Annotated in this window: 18 protein-coding genes, 1 tRNA gene and 1 CRISPR repeat array (1 of these 20 cut by a window edge); of the genes, 13 read left to right on the top strand and 6 right to left on the bottom strand. The window is 52.7% G+C overall.

Annotated features, from left to right (window positions below):
• Window positions 1-3,490: a CRISPR direct-repeat array (repeat unit 32 nt; unit sequence GTCGCGCCCCGCGTGGGCGCGTGGATTGAAAC) (it extends 351 nt beyond the left edge of the window).
• A 208-nt stretch (window positions 3,491-3,698) separates the two neighbouring features.
• The 8 genes from RW114_RS09175 to RW114_RS09210 all read left to right on the top strand — a co-directional run bounded on the left by RW114_RS09175 (window position 3,699) and on the right by RW114_RS09210 (window position 13,494).
• Window positions 3,699-8,969 carry a RecQ family ATP-dependent DNA helicase gene (locus RW114_RS09175; protein WP_340122452.1) on the top strand — a complete coding sequence of 1,757 codons (5,271 nt, stop codon included), beginning with the start codon at window positions 3,699-3,701 and terminating at the stop codon, window positions 8,967-8,969.
• A 529-nt stretch (window positions 8,970-9,498) separates the two neighbouring features.
• The gene (locus RW114_RS09180) at window positions 9,499-9,849 is read left to right on the top strand and encodes a metalloregulator ArsR/SmtB family transcription factor (protein ID WP_422614800.1); all 351 of its coding nucleotides are present in this window, start codon (window positions 9,499-9,501) and stop codon (window positions 9,847-9,849) included.
• 55 nt (window positions 9,850-9,904) lie between these two features.
• A complete protein-coding gene (locus tag RW114_RS09185; RefSeq protein WP_340122453.1) occupies window positions 9,905-10,396 on the top strand; it encodes an ArsI/CadI family heavy metal resistance metalloenzyme in 492 nt (163 codons plus the stop codon).
• Window positions 10,378-10,605, top strand: a complete 228-nt coding sequence (locus tag RW114_RS09190) for a thioredoxin family protein (protein ID WP_340122454.1) — start codon at window positions 10,378-10,380, stop codon at window positions 10,603-10,605. The genes RW114_RS09185 and RW114_RS09190 overlap by 19 nt, the downstream gene beginning before the upstream one ends.
• Before the next feature lie 14 nt (window positions 10,606-10,619).
• A complete protein-coding gene (locus RW114_RS09195; protein WP_340122455.1) occupies window positions 10,620-11,099 on the top strand; it encodes an arsenate reductase ArsC in 480 nt (159 codons plus the stop codon).
• Window positions 11,100-11,115: 16 nt separating this feature from the next.
• Window positions 11,116-12,330 (top strand): ACR3 family arsenite efflux transporter, encoded by a 1,215-nt coding sequence (gene arsB / locus RW114_RS09200; protein ID WP_340122456.1) that lies wholly within the window; start codon window positions 11,116-11,118, stop codon window positions 12,328-12,330.
• A gap of 129 nt (window positions 12,331-12,459) precedes the next feature.
• A complete protein-coding gene (locus tag RW114_RS09205; protein WP_340122457.1) occupies window positions 12,460-12,549 on the top strand; it encodes a universal stress protein in 90 nt (29 codons plus the stop codon).
• 309 nt (window positions 12,550-12,858) lie between these two features.
• Window positions 12,859-13,494, top strand: a complete 636-nt coding sequence (locus tag RW114_RS09210) for a methyltransferase domain-containing protein (protein WP_340122458.1) — start codon at window positions 12,859-12,861, stop codon at window positions 13,492-13,494.
• On the opposite strand, the gene RW114_RS09215 is transcribed toward RW114_RS09210, so the two are convergent.
• The gene (locus RW114_RS09215) at window positions 13,472-13,627 is read right to left on the bottom strand and encodes a hypothetical protein (RefSeq protein WP_340122459.1); all 156 of its coding nucleotides are present in this window, start codon (window positions 13,625-13,627) and stop codon (window positions 13,472-13,474) included. The genes RW114_RS09210 and RW114_RS09215 overlap by 23 nt on opposite strands.
• Between RW114_RS09215 and RW114_RS09220 the strand changes: the two genes are divergently transcribed.
• From RW114_RS09220 to RW114_RS09230, 3 genes are all read left to right on the top strand, one after another.
• Window positions 13,615-13,860, top strand: coding sequence for a CsgG/HfaB family protein (locus RW114_RS09220; protein ID WP_340122460.1), 246 nt, complete (start codon window positions 13,615-13,617; stop codon window positions 13,858-13,860). The two genes, RW114_RS09215 and RW114_RS09220, sit on opposite strands and share 13 nt — an antisense overlap.
• Before the next feature lie 55 nt (window positions 13,861-13,915).
• Window positions 13,916-14,407, top strand: coding sequence for a CsgG/HfaB family protein (locus tag RW114_RS09225; protein ID WP_340122474.1), 492 nt, complete (start codon window positions 13,916-13,918; stop codon window positions 14,405-14,407).
• Between the two features lie 182 nt (window positions 14,408-14,589).
• Window positions 14,590-14,763, top strand: a complete 174-nt coding sequence (locus RW114_RS09230) for a hypothetical protein (RefSeq protein WP_340122461.1) — start codon at window positions 14,590-14,592, stop codon at window positions 14,761-14,763.
• A gap of 194 nt (window positions 14,764-14,957) precedes the next feature.
• Here RW114_RS09230 and RW114_RS09235 read toward each other — a convergent pair.
• From RW114_RS09235 to speE, 5 genes are all read right to left on the bottom strand, one after another.
• A tRNA-Arg gene (locus tag RW114_RS09235) sits at window positions 14,958-15,034 on the bottom strand.
• A 32-nt stretch (window positions 15,035-15,066) separates the two neighbouring features.
• Window positions 15,067-17,070, bottom strand: a complete 2,004-nt coding sequence (rep, locus tag RW114_RS09240) for a DNA helicase Rep (protein ID WP_340122462.1) — start codon at window positions 17,068-17,070, stop codon at window positions 15,067-15,069.
• 153 nt (window positions 17,071-17,223) lie between these two features.
• Entirely contained in the window at window positions 17,224-18,732 is a 1,509-nt protein-coding gene (locus RW114_RS09245) for a YifB family Mg chelatase-like AAA ATPase (protein WP_340122463.1), read from the bottom strand.
• Window positions 18,733-18,781: 49 nt separating this feature from the next.
• Window positions 18,782-19,060, bottom strand: a complete 279-nt coding sequence (locus RW114_RS09250; protein ID WP_340122464.1) for an accessory factor UbiK family protein — start codon at window positions 19,058-19,060, stop codon at window positions 18,782-18,784.
• A gap of 123 nt (window positions 19,061-19,183) precedes the next feature.
• On the bottom strand, window positions 19,184-20,035 hold the full coding sequence (gene speE / locus RW114_RS09255; RefSeq protein ID WP_340122465.1) for a polyamine aminopropyltransferase: 852 nt from the start codon (window positions 20,033-20,035) through the stop codon (window positions 19,184-19,186).
• Window positions 20,036-20,722: 687 nt separating this feature from the next.
• Between speE and RW114_RS09260 the strand changes: the two genes are divergently transcribed.
• Together RW114_RS09260 and RW114_RS09265 are read left to right on the top strand one after the other, a co-directional pair.
• Window positions 20,723-21,154, top strand: coding sequence for a TRL-like family protein (locus RW114_RS09260; protein WP_340122466.1), 432 nt, complete (start codon window positions 20,723-20,725; stop codon window positions 21,152-21,154).
• Window positions 21,155-21,257: 103 nt separating this feature from the next.
• Complete coding sequence (locus RW114_RS09265; RefSeq protein WP_340122467.1) at window positions 21,258-22,154, top strand: LpxL/LpxP family acyltransferase; 897 nt, start codon at window positions 21,258-21,260, stop codon at window positions 22,152-22,154.
• Window positions 22,155-22,194: the final 40 nt, after the last annotated feature.

Genomic DNA, 22,194 nt, shown 5'->3' on the forward strand with positions numbered 1-22,194 from the left:
TGAAACTTCCGTAACGGCCCGGTCTGCTACGTGCTGGGCGTCGCGCCCCGCGTGGGCGCGTGGATTGAAACTCTAATTAAGCTAGAGAATACAGGGAACCAACGTCGCGCCCCGCGTGGGCGCGTGGATTGAAACTCCTTGATGAGCGATTGTTTTGACCAGAAGCGGGTCGCGCCCCGCGTGGGCGCGTGGATTGAAACAAGAGACGCCTCGCTCAAATCGGCCGGAGTCGGTCGCGCCCCGCGTGGGCGCGTGGATTGAAACAGCGGTAGCGGAAGCAGAGGCTAGCGGATTACGTCGCGCCCCGCGTGGGCGCGTGGATTGAAACATAATTTTTTACTCTTAATATATAAAGCTCAAAGTCGCGCCCCGCGTGGGCGCGTGGATTGAAACCGGTACCCGCTATAATTGATTGCGTGTACTCGGTCGCGCCCCGCGTGGGCGCGTGGATTGAAACATTAAAATAGGTGCCGTTGGTAAACAGGTCAGGTCGCGCCCCGCGTGGGCGCGTGGATTGAAACCATACCATGTGACTGTCGCTGAGACCGTGCCTGTCGCGCCCCGCGTGGGCGCGTGGATTGAAACTATCCCTATGCGCTACGAAGGCGCTCCAAGTTGTCGCGCCCCGCGTGGGCGCGTGGATTGAAACATTGTACCGTTCAGCGCCAACGACCTGGAAACAGGTCGCGCCCCGCGTGGGCGCGTGGATTGAAACCCAGCAAACGTGTTGCCGTAAAGATCAGGTTAGGTCGCGCCCCGCGTGGGCGCGTGGATTGAAACAAACTGGCGTACAAGTGCTATCAATGCCCCCTGGTCGCGCCCCGCGTGGGCGCGTGGATTGAAACATTTATTGTTCCTGGCAATTAATGCCGATAAGAGTCGCGCCCCGCGTGGGCGCGTGGATTGAAACCGGGGGAACCAGGTCGATACAGGGCTTGTCTTTGTCGCGCCCCGCGTGGGCGCGTGGATTGAAACGGCAAGCTAGGCTATAAGGACGGCAAGCGCTTGTCGCGCCCCGCGTGGGCGCGTGGATTGAAACATAATCTCACCCGTCCTAGCGAATGCTTCCGGATGTCGCGCCCCGCGTGGGCGCGTGGATTGAAACAGCCCGATCAAAAACTGTTTTTTCTGCAGCAGGTCGCGCCCCGCGTGGGCGCGTGGATTGAAACACTCATTGTTTAACTCGCTTTCGGCATAAGCGGTCGCGCCCCGCGTGGGCGCGTGGATTGAAACGTTACTGTCATCGCTTGCTGTTACTGATACGAGTCGCGCCCCGCGTGGGCGCGTGGATTGAAACACCAATTACAAATTTATTACTCATTTACCATGTCGCGCCCCGCGTGGGCGCGTGGATTGAAACGGTTCTTATGTTACATTGATTCGACGTTATCGTGGTCGCGCCCCGCGTGGGCGCGTGGATTGAAACACTCCGCCAGTCTGCGATTATCCTGAAGTTTAGTCGCGCCCCGCGTGGGCGCGTGGATTGAAACTGATACATCGGGCGCAGGCGCAACCGTATCGGGTCGCGCCCCGCGTGGGCGCGTGGATTGAAACTGCGTTACCGGCTCCGACAATTTCTTGTGATCCGTCGCGCCCCGCGTGGGCGCGTGGATTGAAACCTCGTTGATTCAGGATCGCGTACCCTTTTTTGGTCGCGCCCCGCGTGGGCGCGTGGATTGAAACTCAGTCTATGAGTTTCAATCCGTTGTGTGATTTGTCGCGCCCCGCGTGGGCGCGTGGATTGAAACCAACACTGGGAAACGGGCGACAGGTTAATGCATGTCGCGCCCCGCGTGGGCGCGTGGATTGAAACTGTTTTTGCTGACGAATATCCGTTGCAAACTTGTCGCGCCCCGCGTGGGCGCGTGGATTGAAACCAATATTTACCCTTACACCCGCGCCCAAGATTGGTCGCGCCCCGCGTGGGCGCGTGGATTGAAACCTTGAGCTGGTCGGACAGTGCCAGCCTGACCGGTCGCGCCCCGCGTGGGCGCGTGGATTGAAACAACGCTATTACAGTCAAAATCGTTAACATCACGTCGCGCCCCGCGTGGGCGCGTGGATTGAAACTTTTCGGCTGTAGTCGATAATGCCCGACGTAGGGTCGCGCCCCGCGTGGGCGCGTGGATTGAAACCATCAGTAGGTATGCTATCCATATCCTGCCAAGGTCGCGCCCCGCGTGGGCGCGTGGATTGAAACACTAAAGCCGTGCTCTTCGAGGCATTCATTGAGTCGCGCCCCGCGTGGGCGCGTGGATTGAAACTGTTGGTATAAAGCGCCCCGTCCAAGCGGCGTGTCGCGCCCCGCGTGGGCGCGTGGATTGAAACGCCTATCTGGATGAGGTAGGCTCCAAGTTCGCAGGTCGCGCCCCGCGTGGGCGCGTGGATTGAAACGTTGACTGGCGGCGACAGTATCTCTTGTTTGGCGTCGCGCCCCGCGTGGGCGCGTGGATTGAAACGGCTAACAACGGATGCACAGCACGACTCGCACGTCGCGCCCCGCGTGGGCGCGTGGATTGAAACAGCACGGTGTTGTGCATTTCCAGGATGCGATGGTCGCGCCCCGCGTGGGCGCGTGGATTGAAACCTGCTGTGACAACTGGCGCATAGAAATTATTGGTCGCGCCCCGCGTGGGCGCGTGGATTGAAACTCCGCAAGCCGTGCAGCAATGGGTAAAAGGTAAGTCGCGCCCCGCGTGGGCGCGTGGATTGAAACATGCAGGGGCGATATAGAAGCCCGCATTTACTGTCGCGCCCCGCGTGGGCGCGTGGATTGAAACATCGAGCATGGCTCCATGATGATTCATTGCCGGTCGCGCCCCGCGTGGGCGCGTGGATTGAAACAGCGCATGGATTAACGGCGATGATACACAAGGGTCGCGCCCCGCGTGGGCGCGTGGATTGAAACGTGCTATAGCATTTTTAGTGCAGCAACAAGCCGTCGCGCCCCGCGTGGGCGCGTGGATTGAAACCTCATCAATAGATTGTTTTGTCATTGATATTACGTCGCGCCCCGCGTGGGCGCGTGGATTGAAACTCGAACTCCTGCGACTTTTTACGTAACTCATCAGTCGCGCCCCGCGTGGGCGCGTGGATTGAAACTCCGTGACTGAATCCAGTGACGAGAACGGATCAGTCGCGCCCCGCGTGGGCGCGTGGATTGAAACATGGTGAGCGTGTTGTTGGTTAAGTTCACCACGTCGCGCCCCGCGTGGGCGCGTGGATTGAAACATTTTGCCTGTTGTTTTAATTAGATTTTTTAAGTCGCGCCCCGCGTGGGCGCGTGGATTGAAACACATTCGGCAGTCAAACGATAACGGCGGGTACGGTCGCGCCCCGCGTGGGCGCGTGGATTGAAACACCCAGTCGCTAACGGTCGCTTGAGAGCAACCGGTCGCGCCCCGCGTGGGCGCGTGGATTGAAACCATCAGCAACGGTAATCGATAGGCCGGATAAACGTCGCGCCCCGCGTGAGCGCGTGGATTGAAACTCCATCACCGAGTTGAATGTGCTGGATGTGACCGGCTGGCTGGGCGGCTATAATTTTCAATGGGCATGGTCATCAGCCTGGTGCGCCGGGCAATACTGTTGAGGTGTCGGCATAATAAAGTTTGTACAGGGGGCAACATTGGTGCAATCACGCCAAGACTGATACGATGAGAGCAGCGCTAAACAACCATAGGAAAAATAGTCACGCAATGGACTGGCAAACATTTCAAAACAGCTGCTGCAGCCTGGATTTAGAAACCAATGAAAACGGCGAGATCTTTGCGATAGGCGCGGTCCTTAACGATAAAACCTTTCAACGCAAAGCGCCTTTCAATATTCAAAAAATACTGGCTGAGTTTGACGATTTTGCTCGCGATGCAAGCTATCTGTTAGGGCATAACATCCTTGAGCATGATCTTCCGGTTTGCCGGGCTATCTCCCCACAGCTTAACTTTCTAAACAAGCCGGTGGTTGATACCTTATTGCTGTCGCCGCTCGCGTTTCCCGAAAATCCCTATCACCGGCTGGTTAAAGACTACAAGTTGGTACACTACAGCTTAAACGATCCTTTGGCCGATGCGCGTCTGGCCTTAGCACTGTTTAAGGATCAATGGGACGCGTTACAACAGCAACAGGCCGAGGGCGGCTTGCTGGATTTTTATCAGTATGCTTTTTCCGGCAGTCCGCAATTTTCCGGGGTGCAGCAAGCCTTGTCGGCAATGGGGGCAAAAGCTGTCGATGCGGCCGGGGCATTGGATTTATTCGAGCGCTTAACGCTAGGTAAGGTTGTAGGATGTGCTGAGCGCAGTGAAGCCTGTCCTGAGCCTGTCGAAAGGGCGCATCAATATATCGCGAACGATGCGCTTCCTTCGTCAGCACATCCTACGATTTGTATAGAGGCTATCCGCTCAATGGCGGATGATTTTGCCCCAACAGCCGCTTTAGCCTATTGTCTCGCATGGTTACGGGTGGCGGGCGGCAATTCGGTGTTGCCGCCGTGGGTGCGCTTGCGTTTTGAGGATGTCGCGCCGACACTGACCCGGTTAAGAGATATTCCCTGCACTAATCCGGCTTGCGCATATTGCACACACATGCATGATCCGGTCATCTGGCTGGAACGTTATTTCGGCTTTACCCAGTTCAGGCAGGAGCCGCCTGCCGCTGATGGCAGCAGCTTGCAGGAAAATATCGTCAAGGCCGCGATGTGCGGTAAGCCGTTGTTTGCGATATTACCGACCGGCGGCGGCAAGTCGTTGTGTTTCCAACTACCGGCTTTAGTGCGTTATCAACGGCGCGGCGTTTTAACCATCGTGGTGTCGCCGTTACAGGCGTTGATGAAGGATCAGGTGGATAACTTGCGCAATAAAACCGGCGCGCCCAACGCCGCCGCTTTATCCGGCATGCTGACCGCACCGGAGCGCGGCGAGGTATTGCAGGGCATACAATACGGCGATATTGCGCTGTTGTATGTGTCGCCGGAGCAGTTGCGCAATCGGAGCTTTCAAAAAGCCGTCGAATACCGGGAGATCGGTTGCTGGGTGTTTGACGAGGCGCATTGTTTGTCCAAATGGGGCCATGATTTCAGGCCGGATTATTTGTATGCCGCGCGCTTTATTAAGGAGTTTGCGTTACGGCAGAAAGCCGTATTGCCGCCGGTGCAATGCTTTACCGCCACCGCGAAGCAGGATGTGAAAGATGAAATCATCGATTATTTTAAGGCCGAATTGGCGCAGGACTTGGTCGTATTTGAAGGCGGCGTAAAACGGGACAATTTGCGCTTTGAAGTGCAGACCGTCAATGGCGCGGACAAATATCCGCGCATCAACAGCCTGTTAATCGAGCGCTTATCCAAACAGGCCGACGGCGGCAGCGCGATTATTTATTGTTCAACGCGCAAAAACACCGAAGAAATCGCCGAGTATTTACAGCAACAAGGCTGGCAGGTTGAAGCCTTCCATGCCGGCAAGGATTCCGCCGAGAAAAAGCATATTCAGGAAAATTTCATCAACAGCACCACCCGGATCATCACGGCGACCAATGCCTTCGGCATGGGCATCGATAAAGAAGACGTGCGCTTGGTCATTCATGCGGACATCCCCGGCTCGATCGAAAATTATCTACAGGAGGCGGGACGCGCAGGGCGGGATCAAAAAGATGCGGAATGCGTATTGTTATTCGATGAAAACGACATCGAGACCCAGTTCAAATTATCGGCTTCCTCGCAAATCAACCAGCGCGATATTGCGCAGATTTTAAGAGGGTTACGCAAAACCAGAAAAGATAAATCCGGCAATGTGGTATTGACGACCGGCGAATTGCTGATGGACGACGACGTGCACACGTCTTTCGATAATGAAGATCATAACGCCGATACCAAGGTGAAAATGGCGGTGTCGTGGCTGGAACGCGCCGGATTCATCAAACGGGATGAAAACCTTACCCAGGTATTTCAAGGCCGTCCGCTGGTTAAAAGCATGGATGAAGCCAAAACCAAAATTGAAAAACTGGGTTTGTCGAAACGCCAGCAACAGCGCTGGCTGGCGATTCTGGATGAACTGTTTAATGCGAAAAGCGACGAAGGCTTTAGCGCGGACGAGCTGGCTATGCTCGGCGCTTTTACCACGGATAAAGACGATCAAAAAAACGGAAAGATCAATGAAACCGCCGGCCAACGGGTGATACGAACCTTATACGATATGGCCGGCGCGGGGCTGATCCAAAAAAGCCTGTTATTGACGGCGTTCGTTCGCTACAAGGTCAGCAACTCTTCCGCCCTGATGCTGGAAAAAGTCTGCGCGTTGGAACGGGTCATGCTCAAGGCGCTGCAAGAGCAGGCGCCCGATGCCGACAGCGAGCCTTGGCAAACTTTATCATTGCGCCATGTGAATCAAAGCCTGCTTAACGACGGCCACGAAAACAGCAATCCCGAGATTTTGCGTTTGTTGCTGGGCAGCCTGGCTAAAGACGGCAAAGGTTTGGCCGGACAAAAAGGCAGTCTGACGCTCCGGCATAAAGGGCTGGATCAGTATGCGGTCAAGCTTAACCGTGGCTGGAAAGCGCTGAATGAAACGGCAGAGAAGCGCCAGGCGGTAGCCAAAGTGGTTTTGGACGGCATCATGCAGCGCATCCCTGAAAACACCAAACCGTCCGCCGATTTGCTGGTTGAATTTTCCGCCGAAGATTTATTGGCCGTATTAAACCGGGATTTGGTGACATCGGCAGAAGTCAAAGACCCGTTGGCCGCCGTCGAGCGCGCGTTGAATTTTCTGCATGAACAAAAAATCATCACCCTGCAAAAAGGCTTGGCGGTATTCCGGCAGGCGATGACCATTCAGGTGTTGCCGGAAGCCAAAGGCCGTCAATATAACAAAGGCGATTTCGAGCCCTTATCCCAGCATTACGGCGAACGCATTTTTCAGGTGCATGTGATCAACGAATACGCCAAATACGGGTTGGACAAGATCAGCCATGCCTTGGCGTTTGTGGTCGCGTACTTCTCCCAGGATAAACCTAAGTTTGTGAAACGCTATTTTTCCGACCGCAAAGACATACTCGAACGCGCCACCAGCCAGCAATCGTTCCAGCGCATCGTTAGCGACTTGCAAAACGCCGAGCAAATGGCGTTGGTCGCCAGCGGCGAAGACGACAACTTGTTGATCCTGGCAGGGCCGGGTTCCGGTAAAACCCGCGTGGTTGTGCATCGCTGCGCTTATTTGCTAAGGGTCAAACGCATCCCTGCCCGAGGCATTTTAGTGCTTTGTTTTAATCGCAATGCCGTTACCCAATTGCGGCGGCGTTTGATTGACCTGGTCGGCGACGATGCGAAGGGCGTGACGATCCAGACTTATCACGGCTTAAGTCTGCGTCTGACCGGTCACGCGATAACAACCCAAAACCTTGCCGCCGACAACCAGAACCAGCATTTTGCCGATATTATCAACGAAGCGACCGGGTTATTGCGCGGCGACACACAACTGCTGGGCATTGATGCGGACGAAACGCGGGATCGGTTATTGGCGGGCTATCGGTTTATTCTGGTCGATGAATACCAGGATATTGACGCGGAACAGTACCAGTTAATTTCCGCCATCGCCGGGCGCACGTTGGACGATGACCGCAAGCTTGGCATCCTGGCGGTAGGCGATGACGACCAGAATATTTACCAGTTTCGCGGCGCCAATGTCGGTTTTATTCGCCAGTTTAAAGACGATTACCAGGCCAAGGTGCATTACCTGGTGGAAAATTACCGTTCCAGCGCGCACATCATCGCCGCTTCCAATCAGTTGATCCGGCACAACCAGGATCGGATGAAACAGCAGCAGCCGATCCGCATCAATCGGGGCAGAAAAATCCTGGATGCCGGAGGGCGCTGGCAAAAACTCGATCCCGTCGGCAAAGGCCGGGTACAGCACATCATTACCGCCGATGAGCACAGTCAGGCGGTTGCCGTGGTTGACGAATTGCTGCGCTTGCGGCAACTCGACAGTCGGCTGGACTGGTCGCAATGCGCGGTGCTGGCAACCGCATGGCGCTTGCTGGCTCCGGTAAGAACCTTGCTGGAGCTGCACGACATTCCGATCAGCATCATGCTGCCTTCCGATCGGCAACCGCCCGTGTTTCGCATTAGGGAAAATGCCGATTTACTGACGGCTATCAAGCAGTCGCCCGAAATGTTAAGCAAGGCCGGCGACTGGCTGCGCTACCTGGACCACACCTATGGCAGTGCCTCGGCCAATATCTGGCTAAACCAGCTCAAAAGCGTGTTGCAGGTCTGGCAGGACGAAACCGATGACGGCGAGGTGCCGAAGCATCAAACACTGGAATTCCTTTATGAAATACTGACCGAACAACGCCGCGAACGCTGTCTGGGGCAGGGCGTTTTTCTCAGCACCGTGCACTCGGTAAAAGGCCTGGAGTTTTCGCATTTAGCGATCATTGACGGCGGCTGGACCACACCCGCCACCGAAGAGCAGCGGCGCTTGTTTTATGTCGCGATGACCCGCGCCAAGGAAACCTTGTGTTTGATGCAGCGATCAGACCAGCGTAACCCGTTTTTGGCTGAAATTACCGGCGACCATCTATTAACAAGAACCGTTAATCCGCCGACGCAAAGTGGCGCGACTACCAAACAATACGCGATAGTCGGCATGAAGGATGTCGCTTTGAGTTATGCCGGAAGTTTTGAAGCCGCGCATCCCATACATCAGCATCTTGCCCGGCTGAACACCGGTTCCCGGCTTAGCATGGAAAATAATAACGGCAGGGTCGTGTTAAAAAATCAAGACATGATTGTCGCGGTATTATCGAAACAAGGCGCTCAGTATTGGTCGACAAAGATCAACGCGATTGAGTCGGTTACGGTATTAGCCATGATCAGGCGTTATCGGGATGACAATGAAGCAGCGTATCAGTCGCGGTGTAAAGTAGAGCAATGGGAACTGCCTTTGGTTGAGATTGTCTTTGATGACAGTTCCGGGTAATGATCATCAAAGATTGCCTGTTAATTTACTGATGTTACGCGGTTATTGATTTTTGCGGCACAGGTTGTCGCGGTTTCGCCCTGCTACCACGACTTACGAATTCCGTTAGCGAACACAGCCGTCAATTCAGCGTTGGTTGGGGACATATGACACGACTTAAATTGAGACGTAGCGATTGCGGAATCTGTTGAATACGAATGGCTGATAAGCAACGGCATCGGCGCTTCGCACCAGACCGGCTGGACCGGCCTGGTGCGAAATTGCGGGAAGTTACCACCCATCAATTGAGCCACTGAAGGAGCAGGTGTGGAGCGACGCCCTCGTCGCGACTGGAGCAAGAGCCACCCTTTAATCGCGACGAGGGCGTCGCTCCCACTGATATCAACTCACAGCCCATCGTTTTTTCAATCGTCAACTATGTTTTTGATGATGCTTATTTTGGTGTTTTCTTATGCCAGGCAAAAAATAAAACTTGACCGGCTGATTAAAGTTATATATGGTTATTCACATATCCACAACTAAAACACCTATGATTACACCGGCTCAATTTTTTAAATGTTTGTCCGACGATACGCGTCTGCGCTGTGTCACGTTGCTACAAAAAGAAGGCAAGCTCTGCGTCTGCGAATTAACGGCGGCGCTGGATCTGTCTCAGCCTAAAATCTCGCGACATCTGGCGCAATTGCGTCAATACGGTTTATTGCAGGACAGTCGTGAGGGACAATGGGTTTATTACCAGATTAGCCCGAAACTGCCTGACTGGGCGTTTCCGATTCTGGCAAATGCGTTAATGGCCGTCGATAACAGCGGCCAGTTTACTAAGGACCTGGAGCGCTTGCATCACATGGCATGCAGACCTGAAGCGGCAATTTATTGCTGATTTTTATTTATTTATAACATACGCTTATCCGTATATCAATTTAAAGGTATTAAAGATGAAAAGATTCCACATCCACCTGGCGGTAGAGAACCTCGAGCAAAACATTCAGTTTTACAGCACCTTGTTCGGTACAGAGCCTACGGTGCGGCATGAAGATTATGCGAAATGGATGCTCGATAATCCGCGCATCAATTTCGCGATTTCCAACCGCAGCAGTAAATTGGGGCTCGACCACCTCGGCATCCAGGCCGAAGACGAGCAGGAACTGCAGGGCATCAAACTGCGCCTGGACGCCACGCAACAGCCTATCGAAACTCAGGAGCAGGCGGCTTGCTGCTATATGCGCTCCGATAAATACTGGATTACCGATCCGCAGGGCATTGCCTGGGAGTCATTCCATTCGCTGTCCGAGGTTCCAACGTTTAACGATCAAAACGCCCAATCGGACGGCGAAAATCCGTTTGCCTGCTGTCCTGCCGAGGAGACAACAACGGCCTGCTGTCCTACAGCCGAGAAGACAACTTCATCGTGCTGCGGCGACGTGTAAAAAAATGTAGGTTGCTGGCGGCAAATGCCGAAGCCGCTGCCAAAGAACTGGGCATAGACTACGAGATCGAGAAAATTACCGATATCGGCAAAATAACCGACATGGGCGTGATGATGACGCCGGCGCTTGCCATTAACGATACCGTGGTGCTGTCCGGCAAAACCTCGTCGCCCGAGGAAATCAAGACGATCCTAAAAAACCTTCAATGACCAAGGAATCCATGATGTTAAATGTGTTTGTGATTTGTACCGGCAACTCCTGCCGTAGTGTGATGGGAGAGGCCTTATTCAACCATCTGGGCCAAGGCCGTATCCAAGCCTTTTCGGCCGGCAGCCATCCGATCGGCAGAATCAACCAAGGCGCATTGGCTACCTTGAAGCGTCATGGTTTGCCGACGGAAGGTTATCAAAGCCAGTCCTGGGAGGAATTTGAACATCAGCCGATGGATATTGTCATTACCGTCTGCGACAACGCCGCCGGTGAAACCTGCCCGGTTTATTTGACCAAGGCGGTTCGGGCGCATTGGGGCGTATCGGATCCGGGGCATGTGGAAGGCAGCGAGGAAGAAAAAATTGCCGAGTTTGAACAGACCTACCGGACATTGGAACTACGCATTAACGCAATGCTGGCCCTGCCATTGGAAACGATGCCGCCTGAAGAATTGACCGCCGAACTCAACGCCATTGGCCAATTGACGGCTTAAGCCAACGAGGGACAGCATGACTGAAACAAAACGTGATATGGGCTACTTTGAGCGTTATCTGACGCTATGGGTGGGCTTGTGTATCGTCATTGGCATTCTGCTCGGGGCTTATGCGCCGCAATTTGCCAAGACGCTTGACGGCATGAGTATCGATGTCAATGGCGCTCCGGTGGTATCGATCCCGATTGCCGTCTGCCTGTTCTTCATGATGTACCCGATCATGGTGAAGATTGATTTCGCCGAGGTCGTCAAGGCCGGTAAAAGCATCAAGCCGGTGACGCTGACGCTGGCCGTCAACTGGGCGATCAAGCCCTTTACGATGTATGGCATCGCTTATCTTTTTTTAGGCGTGCTGTTGCAGCAATTGATCGGCATCGATGCGGTCGATCTGGTCAAAATGCCGTTCGGACTGAATTTGCCGATCGGCGGCAGTTATGGCTCCGGCACGGTAGTCATGCACGAAGGCGTCAAAATGCTGGAGGTGCCGTTATGGCGCAGCTATCTGGCCGGCTGTATTTTATTGGGCGTGGCACCCTGCACCGCGATGGTGCTGGTCTGGGGCTATCTGGCCGGAGGCAATGCCGGCCATACGCTGGTCATGGTCGCGATCAATTCGCTGGCGATGCTGTTCTTGTACGGCTTGATCGGCGGCTTTTTGCTCGGCGTCGGGCAGTTGCCGGTGCCCTGGGAAGCCTTGTTGTTGTCCATTAGCGTCTATGTCGCGTTGCCGTTATTAGCCGGTTTCTATTCGCGGAAATGGATCGTCGCCCATAAAGGTCTGCTTTGGTTCGAACAGAAATTTTTGCATCTACTGACCCCGCTTACGATTATCGCGTTGCTGCTGACCTTGGTGCTGTTGTTTTCCTTTAAGGGTGACGTGATCACCGCGAATCCTCTCACTATTCTTTGGATTGCTATTCCGCTGGCGATACAGACCCTATTGATTTTTGCGATCACCTATGTGGCCGCAAAGCTTTGGGGATTCTCCTATGAAAACGCCGCCCCGTCGGCATTGATCGGCGCTTCCAATCATTTTGAAGTCGCGATTGCGACGGCGGTGATGCTGTTCGGCTTGTCGTCGGGTGCAGCGCTGGCAACCGTCGTCGGCGTACTGATCGAAGTGCCGCTAATGCTGGCTTTGGTGGGTTTTTGCAAGCGGACAAAACATTGGTTTCCCACTGTAGCGATTTCGACAGACGAAGGTCTGCCCGCTGACGTTCCCGATAAATAAAAGCATATCTCCATGGAGGGAAGAAACGCACAATGATTGCCTTCGGCAATCATTGTGCGAATAAATTCCCGGGATAAGTCGGCTTTATTTCTGGCCTTCAGACTAACAAATTCTAATAAGGTGATTGCAATGTTTTCTAAAGTGTTTCTCGGCAGCGTCAGCCACAACATCGTTAGGAAAGCGCCGGTACCGGTATTGTTGGTGCCGGCTATTCGATAGAAAAAGCTATAAGCCGGATACTGGAATCATTGCCGGTTGTTATCGATCGACTGATCGAATTACTGGCAGGCATTCCTTCGGTCGTTTACGGTTTTTTGAGGCTTAATAACCTTAGCGCAGCTGTCGCAACTTTCAAAAACAGACACGGTTCATCCGCAAGGCGTCGCGTCATTACACCGACGATCTGCAAAGCCGACTGGATAAGAAATCATAAATTGGGGAGAATCTATCAATGCAAATCACAACCTGCGTTGAAAAATATTCAGATAACAGCGTCATAATTGACCGGTAGAGATAAAGTAGGTGGCTATGGGACAAAGAACTGAAGAATTGGATGAAATCGAAACGGTTACTCTGAGTCATTATAATCAGAATGCTGAAACGTTTTGGAATGGAACAAAAGACCACGATGTGGTTCAGAACTATGAGGCATTTTTAGCGCCATTTCCAAAAGACAAAAAGCTGGATATTTTAGACCTGGGATGCGGACCGGGAAGAGATGTTAAATATTTTCAATCATTGGGTCACAGACCGGTGGGCCTGGATGGCAGTGAGGTCTTTTGCAATATGGCCCGCAGGTATACGGGTTGTGAGATTCTTCATCAAAAGTTTCTTAGCCTGGAATTGTCCAAGCACGCCTTCGACGGCATCTTTGCCAATGCCTCCCTGTTTCATGTTCCCAGCCGGGAACTGCCACGAGTCCTTGATGACTTGCACGCAGCATTAAGGCCAGGCGGTATTTTATTTTTGTCTAATCCTCGCGGAAATGATGAGGGCTGGTCAGGACAAAGATATGGTCATTATATGCAATTTGATTCCAGCAAGATGTTTATGGAGGAGGCAGGATTTAAAGTGATCGATTATTATTACCGACCTATAGGCAAACCCAACCATGAGCAACCCTGGCTAGCGATCGTTGCAATTAAGCCGCTTGAATCAATATAAGCTCTACCGTGTCAACGAAAAGCCTGCCGATTATTTGGGCAGTTTTAACCACTTTATCCGCGATCAGCTTAACCAGTCGGTGGCGCTGGGCGTGATCGTCAACAAGCCCAAAATTCTCATATGTTGCGTTCATTACCGCCGCCGTCGGAACCGATTGTGGTTGCGGTCTATAAATTTCGCGATCAGACCGGCCAATACAAAGGCAGCGAAAACCTGGTGCAGTATTCCACAGCTGTCACTCAAGGCGCCACTTCTATGCTGATTCGGGCATTAATGGAAGCTGGTAATGGCAAATGGTTTACCGTACTGGATCGGGAAGGACTGACCGATTTGATGAATGAGCGCAAAATCATCGCTCAAACTTGAGGAATGTATGCTAATAAGGCCGAACCGCACGGCCCAAATTTACCGCCTTTTTTGTATGCCCCTATCGTGTTGGAGGGGGGTTATTGCCTACGAGACTAATTTGTTAACCGGCGGCGTGGGTGCAAAATATTTCGGCTTGGGAGGATCAACAGAGTTTAGGCGAGATACGGTAACCAGTATGCTGCGGGCAGTTTCAGTAAAAAATGGCTCAGTTCTCAACCAGGTCGATGCCAGAAAAACCATTTTTTCCATATCACTGGATTCAGGGTTGTATCGTTTCGTTTCTTTTATGCGCTTGTTAGAAGCTGAGGCGAGTATTACCAGCAATGAGCCGCCGCAAATGGCAGTAATGGAAAGTATAGAAGCCTGTGTTTATGCAATGATTATGGAAGGGCTGGTTAATAACTTATGGGGTTATAAAGATCAAAGCCGGGTCAAATCTTTAATTGAGGGCTATTTAAAACAACGCGATTCGAAAATGGTTGCTGAATTAGATGACAAAGGGCGTGTGGTTAATTTAAAACCTGCTGATATGGAAACAAATTAAAACCTGTGCGTAGAAAGCATGGGATCTGTATGTCTAAGGCAACAGACGGGAGGCAGGTCTGGCAACTTCGTAGCTTCGGTCACCCCGTATTGTGCTGGTTCACGCTGGAGTTTGGGAACGAGCGAATGATGTAAATCAGCATCCAGCTTTTTTTGTGCATTTTCATCGTCGACGATGAAAACATGCGCGAAGTCGCCGACTGGCTTGCAGAAAACACCCCGTTTGACCTGCTGTATTTTTATGACGAAAATCGGCCGATTCACGTCAGTTACGGACCTGAACAGAAAGGCGAATACATTGATTTAGTGATCACAGAGACTGGACGGCAGGTGCCAAGAAAACGGTCACTCATCTAATATTCTTGAGCTTCGTCGTTTTTGTTTAGGATAAGTCATCTACCACTAATTCCAAACCCATAACACGATCAAAATGTTTAACGTTACCGGTGGCTAAGAGAGTGTAAAAAGCCAGATGAGGGCTAAGGTCACAATCTTTAATTGGACGTTAAGTGATTTTAAGTGTGTGGCACAGATTGGGAGGTGAAGTGGAGTGGTGCGCCCGAGGGGATTCGAACCTCTGACCACAGCCTTCGGAGGGCTGTACTCTATCCAGCTGAGCTACGGGCGCATGAGGCGTATTCTAACCGATCATCGCGGCAATTACGACAACATTGTTTTCAAGTGCGCCAGACTGGCTTTGCCGCGTTCCTTGATGACTTCCGGGGCCAGCTGTTTTTTGTTGACCCATTCCAGATCGTCTTCGGGCAATTCGCTTAAAAAGCGGCTGGGCTCGCATTCGGCGATTTCGCCGTAACGTTTGCGATGCGTGCAGTAGCTGAACGTGCAGGTGCGCTGGGCGCGGGTGATGCCGACGTAGGCCAGTCGGCGCTCTTCTTCTATGTTGTCGGTTTCGATGCTGTTTTGGTGAGGCAGGATGTTTTCTTCGATGCCGATCAAAAATACATGCGGAAACTCCAGGCCCTTGGCGGCATGCAGCGTCATCAGGCTGACCTGGTCGCTGGCCTCGTCTTCCTGATTGCGCTCCATGATGTCCATCAGCATGATTTTGGCGACGATTTCCGCCAGCGGTTTTTGACCGTCGGTTTCCTTATCGGCTATGCGCTTTAGCCATTCAACCAGTTCGTAGACATTTTTTAGCTTGCGGTCTGCGGCTTCCTTGGTTTTGCTTTCTTCCTGCAAATATTGCGAATAACCGATCTGATCGATGAATTGCTCGATCACGGCAAAGGTATCGCCACGATCAATACGGTCTGCGGTATCGAGCGTCCAGTCGCGGAATTTTGCCAGCCGCTGCATGGCTTTTTCAGACAGCTTTTGGCTCAAGCCGAACTCGGTGCAGGCGGCAAACAGGCTGATATGCCGCTCGTTGGCATAGGAGCCGAGTTTTTCCAGCGTGGTCGGGCCGATTTCCCGTTTGGGGGTGTTGATTACGCGCAAAAACGCCGCATCGTCGTCCTGATTAACAAACAGGCGCAGGTAGCCGAGGATGTCCTTGATTTCCGAGTAGGCGAAAAACGAGGTGCTGCCGCTGATGAAATAGGGGATGTTGTTTTCCCTTAAACCTTTTTCGAACAATCGGGACTGATGATTGCCGCGATATAAAATCGCATAGTCCTGATAATTGCCGCCGGTCTTGAATTTATGATGGATGATCTCGGAAACGATCTGTTGGGCTTCAGTCAGCTCGTCTTTATGGCTTAAAACCCGCAGCGCATCGCCATAACCCAGTTCGCTCCACAGCCGCTTTTCAAAGGCATGGGGGTTGTTGGCGATCAGCTGGTTGGCGACTTTTAGGATGCGTCCGGTGGAGCGGTAATTCTGCTCCAGCTTGATGACTTGCAGGCGGGCGTAGTCTTTTTGCAGTTGCGCCAGATTCTCCGGCTGCGCGCCGCGCCAGGCATAAATGGACTGGTCGTCGTCGCCGACCACGGTAAACCGGCCCAGGTTACCGGCAATCAGGCGCACCAGCTGGTATTGGGTGATATTGGTGTCCTGGTATTCATCGACCAGCAGATAGCGGATCTTGTTTTGCCACTTTTCCAGAATGGCCGGGTGTTGTTGAAACAGCAGCACCGGCAACAGAATCAGGTCGTCGAAATCGACCGCATTGTAGGCTTTTAAGCTGCGGGTGTAGTCGATGTACAGATTGGCCGCCGGGTATTCGGTGGCAGCCGCCAGGGTTATAGATTGTTCCGGGGTGACAAAGGCGTTTTTCCATTGGCCGATTTGCCGGGCATAGCTGTCAATGTTATCGATGTCGCAATCCTTAGCGCCGTGGCTGATCAAGTTGCGCAGCAGCGTATGCTTGTCTTGTTCGTCAAACAGGGTCAGGCCTGATTTATAGCCCAGCGTTTTCGATTCCGCCCGCAATATGTCCAATCCCAGGGAATGGAAGGTGGATACCCGCAGGCCGCGTTGTTGATTGTTATCCAGCAGTTTGGACACCCGGTTTTTCATTTCCCGCGCGGCTTTGTTGGTGAAAGTTACCGCCGCGATATGCCGTGCAGGCAGACCTTGCTTGACCAGGTAAGCGATTTTTTCGGTAATTACCCGGGTCTTGCCGCTACCCGCTCCGGCCAGCACCAGTAAGGGATGATCAATCGCTTTAACAGCGGCTTGTTGTTGGGGGTTTAGTTTGGACATTTAATGCTTCAGCTAGTTCCCAAGCTCCAGCTTGGGGATTCGGTTTTGGAAGCTCTAGCTTCCTGTCTCGCGAAGCTGGAGCTTCGCATTCTGGGTTCCCAATCTGGAGATTGGGAACCCGCGTAATATATACATTCTACACAGCAAAGCGCCTTAAACTTTACGATCCAGCTTGCGATAACTGATCGCCTCGCTTAAATGCGCGGTTTCTATATTTTCCGACTGGGCAAGATCGGCAATGGTGCGCGCCAGTTTCAAAATCCGGTGATAAGCCCGATGCGACAGGCCGAATTTGTCCATGGCCTGCTCTAAAATCTGATGACTTTGTTCGGACAATACGCACAGCTGTTTAACTTCCTTGGCTGACAACGCCGAGTTGGCTTTGCCGCTACGCGCCATGGCAAGATTGCGCGCCGCAACCACGCGCGCCCTGATTTGCTCGCTGCTTTCTTCGCCATCCGGCGAGCCTTTACGCAACACTTCATGCGAGATTCTGGGCACTTCCAGGTGCATGTCGATACGATCCAGCAACGGGCCGGACACTCTGGCGCGATAGCGCATGACTTGCTCGGAGCTGCAATGACAACGCCCCGAAGTATCGCCTAGGTAACCGCAAGGACACGGGTTCATTGCCGCGATCAGCTGAAAGCGTGCCGGAAAATCGACTTGCCTTGCGGCACGGGAAATGGTGATATGTCCTGTCTCCAACGGCTCCCTCAATACTTCCAACACCTTACGGTCGAATTCCGGCAGTTCGTCCAAAAATAAAGTTCCGTTATGCGCCAGCGATATTTCGCCGGGCTTGGGATTGCTCCCGCCGCCGACCAAGGCCGCCGCCGAAGCGGTATGGTGCGGAGCTCTATACGGCGGCTTGAGCCAGTTGGCGACATCCAGTCCGTGATCGCTGATTGAGGCTATCGCGGCGGTTTCCTGCGCCTGTTGCTCGGTCAGTTGCGGCAAAATAGTCGGCAAGCGCGAGGCAATCATCGATTTTCCGGTGCCGGGCGGGCCCAACATAATCAGGTTATGGGCACCGGTAGCGGCAATCTCGAAGGCGCGTTTGACGTGATATTGGCCGTGAACATCGGCAAAATCGACATCGGTTACCGGAATGGGCGGCTCTTCCTGCTGGAACTCGATCTGAATCAAATGCTGCCCGGTCAGGTGGGCACAAACGTCGAGCAGATGCAGGGCAGGGATGATTTCAATATCCTTGACCAATGCCGCTTCGGCGGTATTTTCCTTGGGCAGTATCAGTTTTCGGTGATTATTCCGGGCTTGTATCGCAATCGGTAACACGCCGTTGATGGCACGCAGTTCGCCGCCCAGCGACAACTCGCCGACACATTCGTAATGATGCAGATGAGCGCCGGGAATCTGGCCGGATGCAGCCAGAATGCCTAACGCGATTGCCAGATCGAAACGCCCGCCTTCTTTGGGTAAGTCGGCAGGCGCGAGGTTGACGGTGATGCGCTGCATCGGAAACTCAAACTTGGAGTTTAATATCGCGCCGCGAACCCTATCCTTGCTTTCCTTAACCGCCGTTTCCGGCAAGCCGACAATATTCAGTGCAGGCAGGCCATTGGAAATATGAACCTCAACGGTCACTAAAGGCGCATCTATGCCGGAGCGTCCGCGACTGTAGATAACCGCTAAGGACATGACAATTTGTAAGTGCCTACGACTGCCAGGGATGGCAAAAGTGCCACAATCAGTCGGGAACTGATGCTGACAGGTCTTCTTTAGTTAACACGTGCGGCTCCATCTCGGCGACGCGTTTTTCCAGGTCTTCGAGCTTTGAGCGGGTTTTTGCCAATACCAGCTTTTGCACTTCAAACTCTTCTCGGGTTACCAGATCAAGCTTGCCTAATGCGCCCTGCAAAATGGCGTGGAAGCTTTTTTCAAGATCGTTTTTCAGGCTGTTTAAGCCGGGAGGTATGGCGCCCGCCAAACGGCTGGCAATATCATCAAGGGCTTTAGGATCAAACATTAGGGTAATCTCGTCTTATTAAGGGTTGGTCGGATAATCTATAAAATATCACCACGAAGACACGAAAGATGCGAAGAAAAATCACGGTAATAACTTCGTGTCCTTCATGGTAAAAAAATCTATTTATAAATTAAACGCTTTTTTAAAAAACTCAGGCTGAGCCAAAGCGGCTTTGTGTATATCGGCGTTGTAGTAAGTGGTATCGAACGGCTTGTTCGCACAGTCTTGTTCCCTGAATTGGCTCAAATCGCCTTTGCCGGCAATCGTTGCGCTCCACCAGCCGGAAGGATACAAACATTGCGGAAAGAATAAAGTCTGCAAATGGTTAAAGCCGGACGCGTTCATCGCATTGCGCATTTCGCCGATCAGCTTCATGTGTAGCAGCGCCGACTCGCTTTGCTGTACGACCATACCGTTTTCCGACAGACAGGCAAAACAGTCACGGTAAAACTCTTCGCTGAATAAACCTAAAGCCGGGCCAACCGGGTCGGTGCTGTCAACGATAATAATATCTACCGAATTCGGCTCGGCATCTTTCACCCATTTAATGCCGTCGATAAATTTCAACTCGGCTCTGGGGTCGTTATTGGATTCGCACAACTCGGGGAAATAAATTTCCGCCAAACGCGTTACCCGCTCGTCAATGTCAATCTGTACCGCCTGTTCTACCGAGGGATGCTTTAACACTTCTCTTAACGTGCCGCAGTCGCCGCCGCCGATAATCCACACTCTTTTTGGCTCGGGATGAGTGAACAAAGCCGGATGACTGATCATTTCATGGTAAAAAAAGTTGTCACGGGTCGATACCATCGTACAGCCGTCAATCACCATCAAGTTACCGAAGGTTTCGGTTTCATAGATTTCAAGGTGTTGAAACTCGGATTGCTCCTCGTGCAACTTTTGTTTAATTTTTAACGAAAAGGCCGATCCAGTCTCTGGGACTTGCTCGGTAAACCACTGGGAGGGATTTAGCATGATGTATTCCTGAAGAAAGCAATAAACAGCTGGGTATTATAGTAGAACTCGGCATTTTTTAGGTATAAAACAACCTTTACTATGCTGGGTGCAGCCCAGGCGTCGTTTTTTTATCTGGGATCGCGGGCGTCTCGACCGCATTTGTTGCGGTCAGTAGACCTACGCGGCTAGGGCGACTGTATGTCGGGTTAGAAAGGCGCCGCCATCATCGCGACGATGGCGGCGCTCCCACAAGGGTCTCAACTGCCCCGGTTTAAGTGAGAAGCCGCTATTAAGTAACAATATAACGGACAAACTTTCGTCTGTACGTGCGCTATCGTACAGACGGACGGGATGTGCTGCTTTAAATTCATTTCCTGAGTAGAGGTATCGAGCCAGACGGAAAAGATCTTCAGGTTTGTGTGTAGCAGCAAGTTGAAGGCGCTGGAAGCCAAGGCTATCCCTACTTTTTATCGGATCCAACGATCCGAGTCTTTATGTACAAAGTATCATCCGTTAATTATGTGGTAATAACAAACAGGGATGGGCGCGTCATCAAAAAAGGTCATGGTGGGTTCGAAACAGGGAGCCAGTATGGATTTCAATTCCTCTAGGGAGAAAGGCGACTAGCCCAGACTTTGTCTGCGAACCATTCAATAGAAATGGGCGATCAAGCTCATTAAATGTCTAATTTTTTGGAGAACAACTATGACTTTGGAACAAATCAAAGATACATCAATAGAACTAAAAGGGCGGTTATCGAAGAACGGACTGGCAAGCTCTCACGACCAAACCGCAGGGCAGAGGCGAGTAACCATGAAACCATTCCTGGCTGTTGGCGTGATGAGTCTAGTAGTCAGCCTCAGTGGGTGCATGATCGTCGATTCGCCGATCAAGGGTGTTCTGGGTACCGAGGTCATCTGGGGGGATATAGCGACCGGAGAAACTGCCCCGTCGGGTTCATTGAAGGAGGGCAAAGCCTGTGCGGAATCGATCCTGGGCTTGCTGGCGCGCGGCGATGCCAGTGTGCGCGCGGCCAAGGAAAACGGCAACATCAAAGAGGTCATTTCAGTAGATCACTCGGCGAGGAACTTTCTTAACATTGTCGGCGAGTGGTGCACGATAGTGAGAGGCCACTAGGCGCCTTGCTCCCGATTCACGAGACGGCAAGGAAAGAGAGACTGGGGTGGGCGTCCGATAAGTTGTACAGTCACGCAAACGTTCCGATCGGGATCGCAGTCTCATGAAACAGGTCTGGCTAGAATTGCCGGAGCGGAGCAACCTGTTCTGGCTGAACATCATCAAATGGATCGCCCTGCGGGTCGGGCGATGGTTGTCCCGCCTCCTGCTTTACCCGATCACAGCCTATTTCGTGATCTTCTCGTACCGCACCCGTGCCGCCTCTCGCGACTTTCTGAGGCGGGTTTTAGGCCGTGATTGCGGCTGGGTCGAGGTGTTCCAGCATTATCACACTTTCGCCTGTACCCTCCTGGATCGGCTATACATCTTTGCCGGGCAGGGTCAGAGATTGGATATTCGCATGTACGGACTGGAGGTGTTGGATCATTACGCCCGGTCTGGACGCGGTTGTCTGCTGGTCGGCGCGCATCTCGGTAGCTTCGAGATCATTCGGGCGGTGGGGTTGTTGCAGAGCGAATACCCTATCAAGGCTCTTGTTTACGGGGAAGGGACGCCCTGTATTACCGGCCTGTACCAAAAGCTGAATCCGTCGCTATTTAAAGACATTATCTATATGGGCGGTGTCGGATCCTTGGTTGGACTCGAAGAGCACGCGCGTGAGGGCGGCATCATCGCGCTAATGGGGGATCGCAGTGTGCATGCCAGTAAGCGAATTCGCTGCAAATTCTTCGGCGAGGAGGCCTGGTTTCCTGAGGCACCGGTCCTGCTGTCTCGAATTCTTGATATGCCCCTGGTTTTATTCTGCTGCCTGCACCGGGGCGACGGGCGCTACGAGGTATGGTTCGAACACCTGGCCGACCCGCCGCAAGTCGTCCGGCACCAGAGGCAGGCTGCTGTCCATGGCATCATGCAACGCTACGCCAACCGTCTGGAACATTACTGCCGACTGGCGCCTTATAACTGGTTCAATTTTTATGATTTCTGGCAGTCGGACGAATAGAGCCCTTGCTAACTAAGGGTCTGTGTAACCGGCATGGTCT

This window comes from Methylobacter svalbardensis (assembly GCF_037671525.1).
Classification (GTDB): domain Bacteria; phylum Pseudomonadota; class Gammaproteobacteria; order Methylococcales; family Methylomonadaceae; genus Methylobacter_A; species Methylobacter_A svalbardensis.

Coding starts and splice junctions, on each gene's coding strand:
- RW114_RS09265 (WP_340122467.1), top strand. CDS start 21,258: ATGAAACAGGTCTGGCTAGAATTGCCGGAGCGGAGCAACCTGTTCTGG.
- RW114_RS09195 (WP_340122455.1), top strand. CDS start 10,620: ATGTTAAATGTGTTTGTGATTTGTACCGGCAACTCCTGCCGTAGTGTG.
- RW114_RS09250 (WP_340122464.1), bottom strand. CDS start 19,060: ATGTTTGATCCTAAAGCCCTTGATGATATTGCCAGCCGTTTGGCGGGC.
- speE (WP_340122465.1), bottom strand. CDS start 20,035: ATGCTAAATCCCTCCCAGTGGTTTACCGAGCAAGTCCCAGAGACTGGA.
- RW114_RS09180 (WP_422614800.1), top strand. CDS start 9,499: ATGATTACACCGGCTCAATTTTTTAAATGTTTGTCCGACGATACGCGT.
- arsB (WP_340122456.1), top strand. CDS start 11,116: ATGACTGAAACAAAACGTGATATGGGCTACTTTGAGCGTTATCTGACG.
- RW114_RS09225 (WP_340122474.1), top strand. CDS start 13,916: ATGCCCCTATCGTGTTGGAGGGGGGTTATTGCCTACGAGACTAATTTG.
- RW114_RS09220 (WP_340122460.1), top strand. CDS start 13,615: ATGTTGCGTTCATTACCGCCGCCGTCGGAACCGATTGTGGTTGCGGTC.
- RW114_RS09210 (WP_340122458.1), top strand. CDS start 12,859: ATGGGACAAAGAACTGAAGAATTGGATGAAATCGAAACGGTTACTCTG.
- rep (WP_340122462.1), bottom strand. CDS start 17,070: ATGTCCAAACTAAACCCCCAACAACAAGCCGCTGTTAAAGCGATTGAT.
- RW114_RS09175 (WP_340122452.1), top strand. CDS start 3,699: ATGGACTGGCAAACATTTCAAAACAGCTGCTGCAGCCTGGATTTAGAA.
- RW114_RS09230 (WP_340122461.1), top strand. CDS start 14,590: ATGCGCGAAGTCGCCGACTGGCTTGCAGAAAACACCCCGTTTGACCTG.
- RW114_RS09185 (WP_340122453.1), top strand. CDS start 9,905: ATGAAAAGATTCCACATCCACCTGGCGGTAGAGAACCTCGAGCAAAAC.
- RW114_RS09260 (WP_340122466.1), top strand. CDS start 20,723: ATGACTTTGGAACAAATCAAAGATACATCAATAGAACTAAAAGGGCGG.
- RW114_RS09205 (WP_340122457.1), top strand. CDS start 12,460: ATGTTTTCTAAAGTGTTTCTCGGCAGCGTCAGCCACAACATCGTTAGG.
- RW114_RS09215 (WP_340122459.1), bottom strand. CDS start 13,627: ATGAACGCAACATATGAGAATTTTGGGCTTGTTGACGATCACGCCCAG.
- RW114_RS09245 (WP_340122463.1), bottom strand. CDS start 18,732: ATGTCCTTAGCGGTTATCTACAGTCGCGGACGCTCCGGCATAGATGCG.